Raw genomic sequence first — 14994 nt, forward strand, 5'->3', positions numbered from 1 at the left:
GATCAGGCATGACGCGGCCCGGCCGTCAAGGGCGGCGGCCGGGCCGGAGGAAAGCCACAGGCGTACTACACGCGGGTGTGAAGCGGTCCTTCCTTAAAACGAGAAAACCCTTGACCGCTATACGCGGCGCAGAAGGGACGGCCACCCCGCGGACCCGCCGGGACCTCCCGGGCGGCCGGGCCCCCGCTACGCCCCCGGCAGCTCGCGCAGCATGCACGTGAGCCGGGAGGTGCACACCTTCCGGCCCCCGTCGTCGGTGATGGTGATGTCCCACGTGGCCAGCGTCCGGCCCAGGTGCACGGGTGTGGCCACACCGGTCACGTGCCCCTCCGTGGCCGAGCGGTGGTGCGTGGCGTTGATCTCGATACCGACCGCGACCTTGCCGAACCGGGAGGCGTGGGCCGTGGCGCCGATCGACCCCAGGGTCTCGGCCAGCACGCACGACGCGCCGCCGTGCAGCAGCCCGAACGGCTGGACGTTGCCCTCCACCGGCATCCGGCCCACCACGCGCTCGGCGGACGCCTCCGTCACCTCGATGCCCATGCGCTCGCCCAGACCGCCCGCGAGCGCGCCCGTGTCGAGCATCCGCCGCATCGCCTCGGAGTCCGTCGTCATCTGCCCTCAGCCTCCTCGGGACCCCGCCGCGGCCGGGCACGGGCCGCGCCGGACCGGGGGCGGCGTCCCCGCCGTCGTGTCACTGCCCTCGCGGTATGGCCGCGAAGTGTCTCCGTCGCATCCTAGGATTCACCTGTGGTGACCAAGCGAGAGACCCCCGACCAGACAACCCGGACCGGCGACGGCGGCAGGCGACCCCGGCTCCTCCTCCTGGACGGCCACTCGATGGCCTTCCGCGCGTTCTTCGCGCTCCCGGTGGACAAGTTCGGCACGAGTACCGGGCAGTCGACCAACGCCGTGTACGGCTTCGCGTCGATGCTGGTCAAGCTGCTGCGCGACGAGGAACCCACCCACGTCGCGGTGGCCTGGGACCTGTCCGGCCCCACCTTCCGGCACGAGGAGTACGCCGAGTACAAGGACGGCCGCTCCGACACCCCGCCGGAGTTCCCCTCCCAGGTGCCGCTCACCCAGGATCTGATGAGGCTGATCGGCGTCGCCAACCTGTCCGCCCCCGGGTTCGAGGCCGACGACGTCATCGCCACCCTGGCCCACCAGGGCGGCGAGGCCGGGATGGAGGTGCTCATCGCCTCCGGCGACCGCGACGCCTTCCAGCTGGTCACCGACTCCTGCACGGTCCTGTACCCGGGCAAGAGCCTGTCCGACCTGCGGCGGATGGACCCCGCCGCGGTCGAGGACAAGTACGGGGTCACCCCCGAGCGCTACCGCGACCTGGCCGCGCTGGTGGGGGAGAAGGCCGACAACCTGCCCGGCGTGCCGGGCGTGGGCCCCAAGACCGCCGCCAAGTGGATCACCAAGTACGGGTCCCTGGACGAGCTGGTCGCCCACGCCGACGAGCTTCCCGGCAAGGCCGGGCAGAGCTTCCGCGACCACCTGGACGACGTCCTGCGCAACCAGCGGCTCAACCGGCTGGCCACCGACGTGGAGCTGGAGGCGGAGGTCACCGCCCTGGCCCTGGGCGAGGCCGACCGCACCGGGATCGACGCGCTCTTCGACAACCTGGAGTTCGCCTCCAACCTGCGCGAGCGCCTCTACGCCGTCGTCCGCCTGCCCGAGGACGGCTCCGGGGAGACGGGGACCGAGGCGGTCGAGGGCTTCCGCGTCGAACTGACCGTTGCCGGGACCGGCGAGCTGGCCCCCTGGCTGGCCGCGCACGCCGCCCCCGACGACGCGGCCTCCGACACCCTCACGCCCACCGCGCCCGCCGGACTGGCCCTGGACGGCGCCTGGGGGCAGGGCACCGGCCGGGTGGACGCGCTGGCCATCAGCGTGCCCTCCGGCGACGCCGTGTTCGTGGACCCCACCGCCCTGGACCCCGCCGACACCGAGGCGCTGGCGGACTTCCTGGCCGACCCGCGCCGCCCCAAGGCCGTGCACGAGTACAAGGGCGCCCTGCTGGCCCTGGGCGCGCACGGCTGGGAGCTGGGCGGGGTGGTCAGCGACACCGCCCTGGCCGCCTACCTGGCCCAGCCGGGGCAGCGCCGCTTCGACCTGGCCGACCTGTGCCGCAAGTACCTGGGCCGGGAGCTGGAGGAGGACTCCTCCGGCGACCAGCTGACCCTGGACCTGGGCGGCGAGGACGGGGCGGGCTCGGGCCGCCAGCACCTGCTGGCCGTGCGCGCGAGCGCCACCCGCGACCTGGCCGGGGTGCTCTCCGCCGAACTCGACAAGCGCGGCGGCACCCACCTGCTGCACGAGGTCGAGCTGCCGCTGGTGGACGTGCTGGCCCGCCTGGAGCGCGCCGGGATCGCCGCCGACCGGGCCTACCTGGAGGAGCTCCAGGGCGAGTTCGCCGCGGCGGGCCGGGTCGCGGTGGAGCGCGCGCACGAGATCGTGGGCCGCGAGTTCAACCTCGGCTCGCCCAAGCAGCTCCAGCAGGTGCTGTTCGAGGACCTGGGCCTGCCCAGGACCAAGAAGATCAAGACGGGCTACACCACCGACGCCGACGCGCTGGCGTGGCTGGCCGCCCAGACCGACAACGAGCTGCCCGCGGTCCTGCTGCACCACCGCGACCAGACCAAGCTGCGCACCACGGTCGAGGGGCTGATCAAGACCGTCGCCGACGACGGCCGCATCCACACCACCTTCAACCAGACGGTGGCGGCGACCGGGCGCCTGAGCTCCACCGACCCCAACCTCCAGAACATCCCCGTGCGCACCGACGTGGGGCGGCGCATCCGCCGCGCGTTCGTGGTGGGGGAGGGCTACGAGGAACTGCTCACCGCTGACTACAGCCAGATCGAGCTGCGCATCATGGCGCACCTGTCGGGCGAGCAGGCGCTGATCGACGCCTTCAACAGCGGCTACGACTTCCACGCGCAGATGGCCGCGCAGATCTTCGACGTCGAGGTCGAGCAGGTGGACGGCGAGGCGCGGTCCAGGATCAAGGCCATGAGCTACGGCCTGGCCTACGGGCTGAGCGCCTACGGCCTGTCCCAGCAGCTGGGGATCACGCCGGAGGAGTCCAAGCGCCTCATGGAGGACTACTTCGCCGAGTTCGGCGGGGTGCGCGACTACCTCAACGCCGTGGTCGAGGAGGCCCGCCGGGTCGGCTACACCGAGACCATCCTGGGGCGGCGCCGCTACCTGCCCGACCTGACCAGCGACAACCGCCAGCGCCGGGAGATGGCCGAGCGGATGGCGCTCAACGCGCCGATCCAGGGGTCGGCCGCCGACATCATCAAGGTGGCCATGCTCCGGGTGGACGCGGCCCTCACCGGGGGCGGGTTCGCCTCCCGGGTCCTGCTCCAGGTGCACGACGAACTCGTGGTGGAGGTCGCGCCCGGTGAGCGCGGGGAGGTCGAAAACATCGTGGCGCGCGAGATGAGCTCCGCCTATGATCTGCGTGTGCCGCTGGCCGTCTCGGTCGGCAGCGGCCAGAACTGGCACGACGCCGCGCACTGAACAGGGGCCGCGCGGCCCGCGCACGACGGGAAGGTGGGGGACGGTGACGACACGGAGCACGGCCGAGGAGGGGCTGAGCGCGGGTCCGGTCACCGTCCCCGCCGACGCCCTCACGTGGCGCTTCTCACGCTCCTCGGGGCCCGGCGGCCAGCACGTCAACACCTCCGACACCCGGGTGTCGCTCTCGTTGGACGTGGCGGCCTGCCCCGGCCTGGGCGGCACGCGGCGCCAACGCGCGCTGGAGCGGCTCCGGGGGCGCCTGGTCGGGGACGTGCTCACGGTCACCGTGCAGACCCACCGCTCGCAGGCGCGCAACCGGGCCGAGGCCAGGGAGCGGATGGCCGCCCTGCTGGAGGAGGCGATCGCGCCGCCCGCCCGCGAGCGCCGCGCGACCCGTCCGAGCCGCAGGGCCAAACAGCGCCGCCTGGACGCCAAGAAGCAACGGAGCGCCATCAAACGGTCACGCTCCAAGCCTTCCGCGGACTGACCGTAACCGGCCCTTCGCACTTTTTCTTCCAGCCTCCGCGCCGGCGCTCCGGGCCGCCGCCGCGACCGTCCCGCGGGAACGAAACCCCCGTTCGGACGTGGGACTACCCCCCAGTTGATCTTGACCGCCATGCTCGGGTAAATTGCCGCCATTGCGACCTACGCCGGGTTGGCGGCCCTGGGTTCCGATTGACCAGGACGCCCTTGTCTCATATTCTGGCGGGAGCGTTGTGGGTTCCTGCGTGCGTCCGCTGTCTCCGATGAGGGTCGGCGCGACCGCGCCGCTCCGGTCGACACCCTGCACCTGGCGATTGGTGTCCAGGCGGTTCATCGCCGCCTCGGCTCCGCTCCTCGGACGACGGATCGACGGGTTCGAACCCGCGATGTGACCATCTTTCTGAATCTGTCCGTATCCGGAGTCCACCCACACATGACGAGCAGCACCGAGGCCACCTCGACACCCCAGGTAGCGGTCAACGACATCGGGTCCGAGGAAGCCTTCCTCGCGGCGATCGACGAGACCATCAAGTACTTCAACGACGGTGACATTGTCGAGGGCACCATCGTGAAGGTCGATCGAGACGAGGTCTTGCTCGACATCGGCTACAAGACCGAGGGTGTGATTCCCTCACGGGAACTCTCGATCAAGCACGACGTCGACCCCGGCGAGGTCGTTGCCGTCGGTGACCAGGTCGAGGCCCTCGTCCTCCAGAAGGAGGACAAGGAAGGCCGCCTGATCCTGTCCAAGAAGCGCGCCCAGTACGAGCGCGCCTGGGGCACGATCGAGAAGATCAAGGAGGAGGACGGCGTCGTCACCGGCACCGTCATCGAGGTCGTCAAGGGCGGTCTCATCCTCGACATCGGTCTGCGCGGCTTCCTGCCCGCCTCCCTGGTCGAGATGCGCCGTGTGCGCGACCTGCAGCCCTACGTCGGCCGCGAGCTCGAGGCGAAGATCATCGAGCTGGACAAGAACCGCAACAACGTGGTCCTGTCCCGCCGCGCCTGGCTGGAGCAGACCCAGTCCGAGGTCCGCCAGACCTTCCTCAACACCCTCCAGAAGGGCCAGATCCGCAAGGGTGTGGTCTCCTCGATCGTCAACTTCGGTGCGTTCGTGGACCTGGGCGGCGTCGACGGCCTGGTGCACGTCTCCGAGCTGTCCTGGAAGCACATCGACCACCCCAGCGAGGTCGTCGAGGTCGGCCAGGAGGTCACCGTCGAGGTCCTCGACGTGGACATGGAGCGCGAGCGCGTCTCCCTGTCGCTCAAGGCGACCCAGGAAGACCCGTGGCAGCAGTTCGCCCGGACCCACCAGATCGGCCAGGTCGTTCCCGGCAAGGTCACCAAGCTGGTTCCGTTCGGTGCGTTCGTGCGCGTCGAGGAGGGCATCGAGGGCCTGGTCCACATCTCCGAGCTGGCCGAGCGCCACGTCGAGGTGCCCGAGCAGGTCGTCCAGGTCGGCACCGAGATCTTCGTCAAGATCATCGACATCGACCTCGACCGCCGCCGCATCAGCCTCTCGCTGAAGCAGGCCAACGAGAGCGTCTCGCCGGACCAGGTGGACTTCGACCCCACCCTCTACGGCATGGCCGCGGAGTACGACGAGCAGGGCAACTACAAGTACCCCGAGGGCTTCGACGCGGACAGCGGCGAGTGGCTCGAGGGCTTCGAGGCCCAGCGCGACGAGTGGGAGCGCAGCTACGCCGAGGCCCAGGCCCGGTTCGAGGCGCACCGCAAGCAGGTCGAGGAGGCGCGCGCGGCCGAGGCCGACGCCGCCAACGCTCCTGCCCCGGTGGAGGAGGACGACTACACCGGTGGCGGACAGAGCAGCAGCTCGTCCGGCTCGGAGTCCTCCAGCGGCGCCCTGGCCTCCGACGAGGCCCTGGCCGCCCTGCGCGAGAAGCTCGCGGGTGGCGAGGCCTAAACAGCCTTCGAGGACACGCTGAGAAGCTGTTCGGGCCGTCCCCTCTCCGGAGGGGGCGGCCCTTCGCCGTGCCCGGCCCCGGCCGTGTCCCGTGGTACCCGCCGGGCCGGGGGCTAGGCTCGTGGCGTGCCCCCCGACGGAGGGGCCCTTCAGGAGGCGACGTGTTCGACATCCACCCGGCCGCCCCCGCCGACGCGGGCGAGGTCTTCACCCTCCAGCGCGCGGCGTTCGTCGACGAGGCCCAGGCCTTCGGCGACCCGTTCGTGCTGGCCCTCACCGAGAGCCTGGAGAGGGTGGAGAGACTTCTGGGGCAGGAGGACACCCTCGTGCTCAAGGCGGTCGCCGGAACCCGCCTGGTCGGCTCGGTGCGGGCGCGGGTGCTGGGCACCAGCGCGGTGGTCTCCCGTCTGGCGGTCGTGCCCGACCTGCGCCGCCGGGGGATCGCGCGGGCGCTGCTCGCCGACCTGGAGGGCCGCCTGCGCGAGCGCCACCCCGGCCTGGCCGCGCTCACCCTGTCCGCGGGGGCCCAGGACACCGGCCAGCAGCGGCTCTACCGCGGCCTGGGGTACGCCGAGACCTCCCGCGAGCGCGTCGCCGAACACCTGGTCATGGTGCACATGCGCAAGGAGCTCACCCCGGCCGCGGCGCGCCCGGACGGCGCCGCACGGGCCGCGCGGTAGGCGGGGGCGCCATGACGCGGACACGGGCGGCGGTCTAGGGTTTCCGACATGCTCACAGTGGGACTCACCGGCGGGATCGGCTCGGGCAAGAGCGCGGTCGCGACCGGACTGGCCGCCTACGGCGCCACCGTGGTCGACGCCGACGCCATCGCCCGGGAGGTCGTCGAACCCGGCACACCGGGCCTGGAGGCCGTCGTCGCCGAGTTCGGCGAACGGGTGCTCACCCCCGACGGGCGCCTGGACCGGCCCCGGCTCGGGGAGATCGTCTTCGCCGACGAGGCCAGCCTGGCCCGGCTCAACGCCATCGTGCACCCCCTGGTGGGCGAGCGCAGCTCCCAGCTCATGGAGGAGGCCGTGGCCTCCGGTGTGGAGGTGGTGGTCTACGACGTCCCGCTGCTGGTGGAGAACGGCCTGGGGCCGCTCTACGACGTGGTGGTCGTGGTGGACGCCCCCGACGAGGTTCGGGTGGAGCGGGTCGCCGCCAATCGCGGCATGCCCCGCGAGCAGGTGGAGGCCCGCATCCGCGCGCAGGCCGACCGGGACACCCGCCTGGCCGCCGCCGACCTGGTGGTGGACAACTCCGGCACCCGCGAGGAACTGACGGAGCGCGTGGCCGAGCTCTGGCGCGAACTCGTCGAGCGCGCCCGGTAGCGCGCCCTTTCCATCCCCCCACCCCGCCGGAGAGCCAACGATGTCCACCGTCGACGACCTGGTACGCCTGCTCTATCCCCAAGGGCCCCCGCCACCCGCCCGGGACGGGCCGCCCGACTTCCCCCTGCCCTCCGACGTCCGGGAACTGCTCACCCGTGTCGGCAGCGGCTTCGAGATCGACAACAGGTTCCACTTCACGGTCGACGGGAACCTGCTGGAGTACAGCCGGGAACACCAGGAGACCCAGCGGCGGATCTACGGGAGCGACGAGATCACCATCGACGGGGACAGCCGCTCGTACCGTGACGGGAGAGGCGACTACCGGATCGTCTTCTCCGACCTGCTCTTCGTGGGGTCCGACGACAACGGTTCGGACCTCTTCTGGGAGGCGGTGGGAGCACCGGACGGATGGGTCCTGCTGGCAGACGCACGGGGCCGGTGGGTCCGTCACGAGATGTCCACCGTCGACTACCTCCACGGCCTGCTCAGCGGGTCCCTGCGCTGCCCGGTCTTCACGTTGGCGGACTGGCCCGAGGCCGTTCTCGACGTGGTCCCGTCGGCTTAGCGCCGTATCGCCCGCCTCACGGACGGCCAGCACGTCAGCGGTGTCAGGCGTGCGCGAACCCGTCACCGTCCACCCCGCCCACGCCCAGGGCCGCGACGCCCCAGCAGGTCAGGGCGGCCGTCAGGTACAGCAGAGCCGTCGCGACGTCGCCCGGGAGCAGGAACAGATCCGGGGCCAGCTGTTCGACCAGGTACACCACGACGTCGCGCAGGACCGGCATCAACCCGACACAGGCCACGGCCGAGACCACGGCGTAGGCCGCGGCCTCGCCCCAGGACATCCACGCCTCCCGTCGGACCCTGACCCGCACGACCAGGACCCCGGCCGCCGTCCAGCCCAGGACCAGCAGCAGGTGGAACGCGTCGTACCAGGTCAGCGCCAGGGCCGCGCCGCCCAGGAACAGGAGGCCGACCAGGGCCGTCGCCACCCGTGACCGGGGACGCGCCCTGACGGTGCGGCGGACCGCCTCCCGCAGGCCCGCCGCGGAGGAGGCCGGAGCCCACAACCCGGCGCCGGGCCCGCCGAGTTCGGCCGCCCGGCCCAGGAACTCCTTCTCCAGCCGCTCCGAGGTCCGGCGGGACCTCCACAGCTCGACCGCGGGAACCGTTCCCGGCCCGGACCCCGCCAGCCGCCTCCAGCGCCGGTGCGCCGCGACCACCCTGTGCGCCGCGAGACCGAGCCGGAGCGGGCGGCGGACGTCCTCCACCGACAGCTCCGGCCGCCCGGGAGCGCCCCGGCGCGGGGAACCGCGCCGGTGCCGCAGGTTCACACGCACGAACGCCGCCCACTCCTCCCTTCGTGCGAGGGCGACCGCCTCGGCGGTCCTGCTGTCGGGTCCCAGCACGCGGTGGGCCTCGACGACGCGGTCGGTCGCCTCCTGGAGGTCGAGCAGGAGGCGGTGTTCGGGCCAGGGCTCCCCCGACCGGCCCGGGTCGCCGCTCACGTGCGGCAGCAGGTAGTCCACCCCGTGGACGAGAGCGCCGTCCCCCCGCCGGGCGGGGCCGAGACGTGCGGTGGCCAACAGCAGGAGGGCGGCGACGGCGAACAGCAGGGCCGCGGCGGTGTTCGGCCCCGCCCAGGGCATGAGGAACGCGAGCGCCCGCGCCAGGAGGAAGTTCAGCAGCGGCGGTTCGACGGTGACGGGGCTGGACACCGCGACCAGGAGGACGAACTGCCGGGTGCTGAACCCCGGGTACCTGCGCCCTAGGCCCGTGAACAGGTAGACCCACCCGCCGACGCCCAGGAACAGGGACGCCACCGCTCCGGCGAGGGGTTCGCCGGAGAACAGCAGCAGCACGGCGGTGCCCGCGCAGACCGCGGCCGACCAGGAGTGCAGGGGATCGCGCGGGGACGGCCCCCGCGCGGTTCGGCCGGAGGGGCCGCCCAGCGGGGCGGCCGCGTGCGCGGGCAGGCGCTCGGCGAGTTCGAGGGGTAGATCGGGGTGCAGGGTGGCGCGGGCGTGCATGGGGGCCTCGTGGGGGGAGCGGAGTTCGGCCGGGTGGAGAAGACTAACCCGCGGGCGCCCGCCCGGACACGGAGCGGGCGTGCGGGAACGCCTCCGCAACCGGGCCGTCGCCCACCGCTGTCACCGCCGCGGCGGCCGTCCCCGCACCCGTCACTCCCGTCCCCGTCCCCGCACCCGTCACTCCCGTCCGCGGTCGCGGTGCAGGACCTCGGACAGGGACGACCCGGCGGCCACGGCCTCGCGCACCAGCTCCTCGCGGACCGAGTGCGCGGCCTCCACGCTGAGCAGGCTGTCGTCGATCTCCTGGGGGCGCACCCGCTCCTGCGCCGAGAACAGCGCCAGGTCGGCGTAGTCCCCGGCGCGGTCGGCGATCTCCTGGCACTGCTCCCACTCGCGGTGCGCGGTCACCGCCGCGTGCACCCGGTCGCCGTAACCGGTCAGCACCCCGACCCGCTCGTCGAGCGCCTCGGTGGCGCGGGCCACCGCCTCCTCCTGCGGTTGCAGGGCCCGGGTGACCTGCTCGGACACGGCCTCGCGCCGACGCACCAGCAACTCCCTGCGCAGGGAGCGCAGCCGCAGCAGCTCCTGGGCCAGCTTCCACTCCTCCTCGCGCAGCAGCGGCAGGGTCTGGGCGGCGTCGAAGGAGTCGCCGAGCACCCGCACGCCCTCCTCCACCCGGTCGGTGGCCTGCTGGAGCGCGGCGAACAGGTGGGCCTCGGGCTCCTCGGTGCGGGAGGCGTAGCCGTGGGTGCGGCCGAAGTCCTGGGGCAGCACGTACCGGTCGGCGTACTCCGAGGCCAGGCGGGCGACCATGCCGGGCCGCAGGATGGCCCCGGCGCCGCCCGCGGCGGCGGTCAGGTAGAGGGCGGCGGTCGCGGGGTCGCCGGGGACAACGGCGCCGACCGGCCCGAACGCCTGGTCGAGCAGCGTCCGGGCGCCCAGGACGCCCACGGTGGAGGCGGGCAGCGCCCAGAAGGCGTGCATGACCAGGTCGGCCCAGTCGTCGGTGAAGGAGCCCCGGAGCGAGGCCAGGCCGAGGACGGCCGCGGTCGTCCCCAGGCAGAGCAGGGCCACCAGGACGGCTCCCGCCGCCGGGGAGAGCAGGGCGACGGCGGCCAGGGAGGTGCACCCCGCGGCCGTGATCGCGGCGCCCTGGCGCCAGGTGGGCCCGCGCCGCGGGCGGGCCGCGGCCGGGAGCAGTTTCTCGGGATGGGCCCTCATGCGCGCGACCGCGCGCGGGGGGAGGCCCGGGTCGAAGGTCGGTCTGGAGGGGTGTGACACGGCTGCCACCTCGCTTCGGACGCAGAGCGCTGGTCTCGATGGTAACTCCGCGCCCTCGGCCGGGAAGGGATGTCGTACGCGGTCTGTAGCGTTAGGGGTGAGGGACACGCGGGCCAGCGGGGGCGGCCCGCCTTCGACGGGAGAAGAGACGACGTGCGACCGGTCAGCGACATCAAACGCAGCGAGGCGCCCTTCGAGGTGATCTCGGAGATGACCCCGGCGGGGGACCAGCCGGGCGCGATCGCCGAGATCAGCAGGAGGGTGCGGGACGGGGAGCCGCACACAGTGCTGCTCGGCGCGACCGGCACCGGCAAGACGGCGACCGTGGCGTGGACGGTGGAGCAGCTCCAGCGGCCCACCCTGGTGATGCAGCCCAACAAGACCCTGGCGGCGCAGTTCGCCAACGAGCTGCGCCAGATGCTGCCCAACAACGCCGTCGAGTACTTCGTGTCGTACTACGACTACTACCAGCCCGAGGCCTACGTCCCGCAGAGCGACACCTTCATCGAGAAGGACTCCTCCATCAACGACGAGGTCGAGCGGCTGCGCCACTCGGCCACCAACTCGCTGCTCACGCGCCGGGACACGATCGTGGTCGCCTCGGTCTCGTGCATCTACGGCCTGGGCACCCCGCAGGAGTACGTGGACCGGATGGCGCAGCTGGCGGTGGGTATGGAGGTCGACCGCGACGACCTGCTGCGCCGCCTGGTGGAGATGCAGTACTCCCGCAACGACACCGCGTTCACGCGCGGCACGTTCCGGGTACGCGGCGACACCATCGAGATCATCCCGGTCTACGAGGAGCTGGCGATCCGCATCGAGATGTTCGGTGACGAGGTCGAACGCCTGCTGACCCTGCACCCGCTCACCGGCGAGGTGCTGGGCGAGAGCCGGGAGATGTTCATCTTCCCCGCCTCGCACTACGTGGCCGGCGAGGAGCGAACCGAGCGGGCGATCGCCACCATCGAGGCGGAACTGGGCGAGCGGCTGGCCGAGCTGGAGGCCCAGGGCAAGCTGCTGGAGGCGCAGCGCCTGCGCATGCGCACCACCCACGACCTGGAGATGATGCGCCAGCTCGGCACCTGCTCGGGCATCGAGAACTACTCGCGGCACTTCGACGGCCGTGAGCCGGGCAGCCCGCCCAACACGCTCCTGGACTACTTCCCCGAGGACTTCCTGCTGGTGCTGGACGAGTCGCACGTGACCGTCCCGCAGATCGGCGCGATGTACGAGGGCGACGCCGCGCGCAAGCGCACCCTGGTCGAGCACGGGTTCCGGCTCCCCTCGGCGCTGGACAACCGGCCGCTGAAGTGGGAGGAGTTCACCGAGCGCATCGGGCAGAGCATCTACCTGTCGGCGACTCCGGGCCGCTACGAGCTGCGCCAGGGCGGCGGCGAGGTGGTCGAGCAGGTCATCCGCCCCACCGGGCTGGTCGACCCCGAGGTGCTGGTCAAGCCCACCGACGGGCAGATCGACGACCTGGTCCACGAGATCCGGGTGCGCGCCGAGCGCGACGAGCGGGTGCTGGTCACCACGCTCACCAAGAAGATGTCGGAGGACCTCACCGACTACTTCACCGAACTCGGCATCCGGGTGCGCTACCTGCACAGCGAGGTGGACACGCTGCGCCGCGTGGAGCTGCTGCGAGAGCTGCGCGTGGGCGAGTTCGACGTGCTGGTGGGCATCAACCTGCTGCGCGAGGGCCTGGACCTGCCCGAGGTGTCGCTGGTGGCGATCCTGGACGCGGACAAGGAGGGCTTCCTGCGCTCGGAGACCTCGCTGATCCAGACGATCGGGCGCGCGGCGCGCAACGTCGCGGGCCAGGTGCACATGTACGCCGACAACGTCACCGACTCCATGCGGGCGGCCATCGACGAGACCAACCGGCGCCGGGACAAGCAGCTGGCCTACAACGCCGAGCACGGGATCGACCCCACGCCGCTGCGCAAGCAGATCGCCGACATCCTGGACACGCTCAACCGCGAGGACGTGGACACCGAGGAGCTCATGGCCACCGGGTACCGCAGCTCGGGGGGCCGGGGCGGCCGGGCGCCGGTGCCCGCGCTGGGCGAGCGTTCGGCGGACGTGTCCGCCATGCCGCGCGCGGAGCTGGCCGGGCTCATCGAGCAGTTGAGCGAGCAGATGCACCAGGCGGCCACCGACCTCCAGTTCGAGCTGGCGGCCCGGTTGCGCGACGAGATCGGCGAACTCAAACGTGAGCTGCGCGGCATGGACGCGGCCGGGGTGAAGTGACGCGAGTGCCTGTGGAGTAGTGTTTCCAGCTCTGGGGACACCGGGGTTCTCTGGGGGCGCTGGGGTTCTTGGGGGGCACGGGGATTCTCTGAGGGTACGAGGGGCCTCTGGGAACACAGGGCGCTCTGAGGGCACCGGGAGCGGGGCGGCGCCCACATCTCGAAAAAGAAACTTTTTGAGAACGGTGAGGTCGCACAGTTACCTCCGCGTGACATACTCTTGGCTTCGCGCAAGCCGTATGTCGCAATTGCCGGTTATCCGGTTGTGGGGGAGAACATGAGAGTTCGGCTTCTCGTGGCCGCGGGCGGTGGTCTGCTGATCACCGGCCTCCTTCCCGGCTGTGGTCTGGCCTTCGGGCACGAGGACGTCGAGCCGCCCAACGGTGCTCCGGGCACCCAGGGCGCCTCCGACGAGGACGAGCCCGACATGCCCAAGCACAACGTCAGCACCGAGGACGTGCTCATCGTCGTCGACGACGGCGCCGAGGTGAGCGAGGACTGCGGTGAGCGCGAGGTCGTCGTCACCGCGGACGACGCCGTCGTCGTGCTGCACGGCGAGTGCGGGCTGGTGCGCGCCACCGGTCGCGGGTCCACCGTCGACGTGGGCTCGGCGGACAAGATCGTGTTGGTCGGGGTGGACAACAGGATCTCCTTCGCCGCTGGTGAGCCCGAGGTGATCAACCACGGGCGCAACACCACCGTGGCCGAGGGCGGCGCCGCGCAGCGGTGATCCCGCGGGCGCCGCGTGCCGGGGGATTCGGGTTGGGGAATTCGTGCCGGGGGTCTGTGTCGGAGGAGCCCGGGTTGGGGCCCGTGCCCGGGGAAGGCCGCCCGCGCCGGGGGTTCGTGTCGGGGCGTTGACCGCCCCGGCACCCGAGAGTGACCTTCGATCCGTTACGGTGGTGCGCGTCCGTGCGCGCGCGGGGAAGCGGCGCGGGACGCCGAGGCCGAGCGGGCGTGGCGACGCGCAGTGAATTCTTGGTTGCAGTTGGCTGTTTCGTCCTCCTGATCGGTTCTGAGGCGGTACGGTCGTTTCGTTCCGCCCGCGGTGTGGCCTGCCCCGCCGGGGCGGTGCGACGGCCCAGGGGCGGTGCACGCGCCCTGCCGGAGCCGTTCCGAGGGCGCGCGTTCGACGTGAGGACCCGCTAGGGGAGGGGTGGATGAGCGGTTATGTCGCACGGGTGCGGCATGATGAGTCGCCCGGAGGCGACGTCGGCCTGGACCCGTTGGTGAGTTCGGCCGCCCAGCGCTGGGCGGCCGTGGATTCGCTGTTGCCCGAACCAATCAACTTCGCTCCGGGCTCCTATCCCCTCCTGACCGTCAGCGACGAGGACGGCCGTGCCGTCGCCGCCGGGACCATGCACTACACCTGGTACCAGCCGGGCGAGGTCGGCCGGATATGGGGTGTGCCCGACCAGCACTGGCTCACCCCCATCGTGGGCGGGCCCGACCCCGGCCGCGCCTTGGACTCGCTGCTGACCAGCTGGCGCGACCAGCTGGAGGACCTGCCGACCGGCACCGGTTCGGAGTCGGCGGCCCTGGTGAGCTGGCCCGCCCGCGACGTGTGCGGCATCATCCCGCTCCAGCGCCACGGCCTGCAGCCCTACACCGTGTTGGCCGCCCGCCAGCGCCGCCGCGGCGTGCCCCCGTCGCTGCCGCCGCGCGACGTGACCATCCGGCTGGCCGACCGCAGCGACCTGACCCAGGTGGTCGGTCTGCTCATGGAGGAACACCGCTACGAGCAGCACTTCGGCGGGGTGTTCCTGCAACCCGACACCGCCGAGCAGACCCGTGAGGTGGCCGCCCGGGCGCTGAACCGCTCCCGGTCCTGGATCTGGCTGGCCGAACGGCGCGGTCGCGCCGTGGGCCTGCTGTGGGTCTCCCCGCCCGAGCGTTCGCGCTGGGCCAAGTCGCTGGTCAACGCGCGCCCGATCGCGCACATCGGCTACGGGGTGGTGACCGCCGCGGAGCGCGGCAGCGGTATCGGCACGGCGCTGGTGGGCCAGGCGCACCAGGCTCTGGACAGCCACGGCGTGGGCGTCTCGGTGCTCAACTACGCGGCGATGAACCCGCTGTCGGGGCCGTTCTGGCACCGCATGGGGTACCGCCCGGTGTGGACGACCTGGGAGGTCCGCCCCGCGCTCGCCCTGCGCTGA

The 14994-nt window shown here is 72.2% G+C and carries 12 protein-coding genes; 9 read left to right on the forward strand and 3 right to left on the reverse strand.

The genetic code is table 11. The features are described 5' to 3' along the window. Nucleotides 1–186 precede the first annotated feature (186 nt). Nucleotides 187–615, reverse strand: coding sequence for a PaaI family thioesterase (locus ACSTA4_RS09030; protein ID WP_212640771.1), 429 nt, complete (start codon nt 613–615; stop codon nt 187–189). A 135-nt stretch (nt 616–750) separates the two neighbouring features. Here ACSTA4_RS09030 and polA point away from each other — a divergent pair, with 135 nt between their 5' ends. From polA to ACSTA4_RS09060, 6 genes are all read left to right on the forward strand, one after another. Beyond that, on the forward strand, nt 751–3537 hold the full coding sequence (polA, locus tag ACSTA4_RS09035; protein ID WP_444963140.1) for a DNA polymerase I: 2787 nt from the start codon (nt 751–753) through the stop codon (nt 3535–3537). Nucleotides 3538–3580: 43 nt separating this feature from the next. After that, nucleotides 3581–4024, forward strand: a complete 444-nt coding sequence (gene arfB, locus ACSTA4_RS09040; protein WP_212640769.1) for an alternative ribosome rescue aminoacyl-tRNA hydrolase ArfB — start codon at nt 3581–3583, stop codon at nt 4022–4024. Between the two features lie 429 nt (nt 4025–4453). Further along, on the forward strand, nt 4454–5944 hold the full coding sequence (rpsA, locus tag ACSTA4_RS09045; RefSeq protein ID WP_212640768.1) for a 30S ribosomal protein S1: 1491 nt from the start codon (nt 4454–4456) through the stop codon (nt 5942–5944). A 161-nt stretch (nt 5945–6105) separates the two neighbouring features. Next, nucleotides 6106–6624, forward strand: a complete 519-nt coding sequence (locus ACSTA4_RS09050; RefSeq protein WP_248774237.1) for a GNAT family N-acetyltransferase — start codon at nt 6106–6108, stop codon at nt 6622–6624. 48 nt (nt 6625–6672) lie between these two features. Then, nucleotides 6673–7275 carry a dephospho-CoA kinase gene (gene coaE, locus ACSTA4_RS09055; protein WP_444963141.1) on the forward strand — a complete coding sequence of 201 codons (603 nt, stop codon included), beginning with the start codon at nt 6673–6675 and terminating at the stop codon, nt 7273–7275. Between the two features lie 40 nt (nt 7276–7315). Then, nucleotides 7316–7840 (forward strand): hypothetical protein, encoded by a 525-nt coding sequence (locus ACSTA4_RS09060; protein ID WP_444963142.1) that lies wholly within the window; start codon nt 7316–7318, stop codon nt 7838–7840. A gap of 43 nt (nt 7841–7883) precedes the next feature. Here the strand turns inward: ACSTA4_RS09060 and ACSTA4_RS09065 are convergent, their stop codons facing one another. Then, nucleotides 7884–9305 (reverse strand): hypothetical protein, encoded by a 1422-nt coding sequence (locus tag ACSTA4_RS09065; protein ID WP_444963143.1) that lies wholly within the window; start codon nt 9303–9305, stop codon nt 7884–7886. 177 nt (nt 9306–9482) lie between these two features. Continuing rightward, the gene (locus ACSTA4_RS09070) at nt 9483–10526 is read right to left on the reverse strand and encodes a hypothetical protein (RefSeq protein WP_444963144.1); all 1044 of its coding nucleotides are present in this window, start codon (nt 10524–10526) and stop codon (nt 9483–9485) included. A gap of 213 nt (nt 10527–10739) precedes the next feature. Between ACSTA4_RS09070 and uvrB the strand changes: the two genes are divergently transcribed. From uvrB to ACSTA4_RS09085, 3 genes are all read left to right on the forward strand, one after another. Beyond that, nucleotides 10740–12839 carry an excinuclease ABC subunit UvrB gene (uvrB, locus tag ACSTA4_RS09075; protein WP_358415887.1) on the forward strand — a complete coding sequence of 700 codons (2100 nt, stop codon included), beginning with the start codon at nt 10740–10742 and terminating at the stop codon, nt 12837–12839. 276 nt (nt 12840–13115) lie between these two features. Further along, on the forward strand, nt 13116–13568 hold the full coding sequence (locus ACSTA4_RS09080) for a DUF3060 domain-containing protein (protein ID WP_248774240.1): 453 nt from the start codon (nt 13116–13118) through the stop codon (nt 13566–13568). A 430-nt stretch (nt 13569–13998) separates the two neighbouring features. Then, on the forward strand, nt 13999–14994 hold the full coding sequence (locus ACSTA4_RS09085) for a GNAT family N-acetyltransferase (RefSeq protein ID WP_061078554.1): 996 nt from the start codon (nt 13999–14001) through the stop codon (nt 14992–14994).

This window comes from Nocardiopsis sp. M1B1, assembly GCF_052466615.1.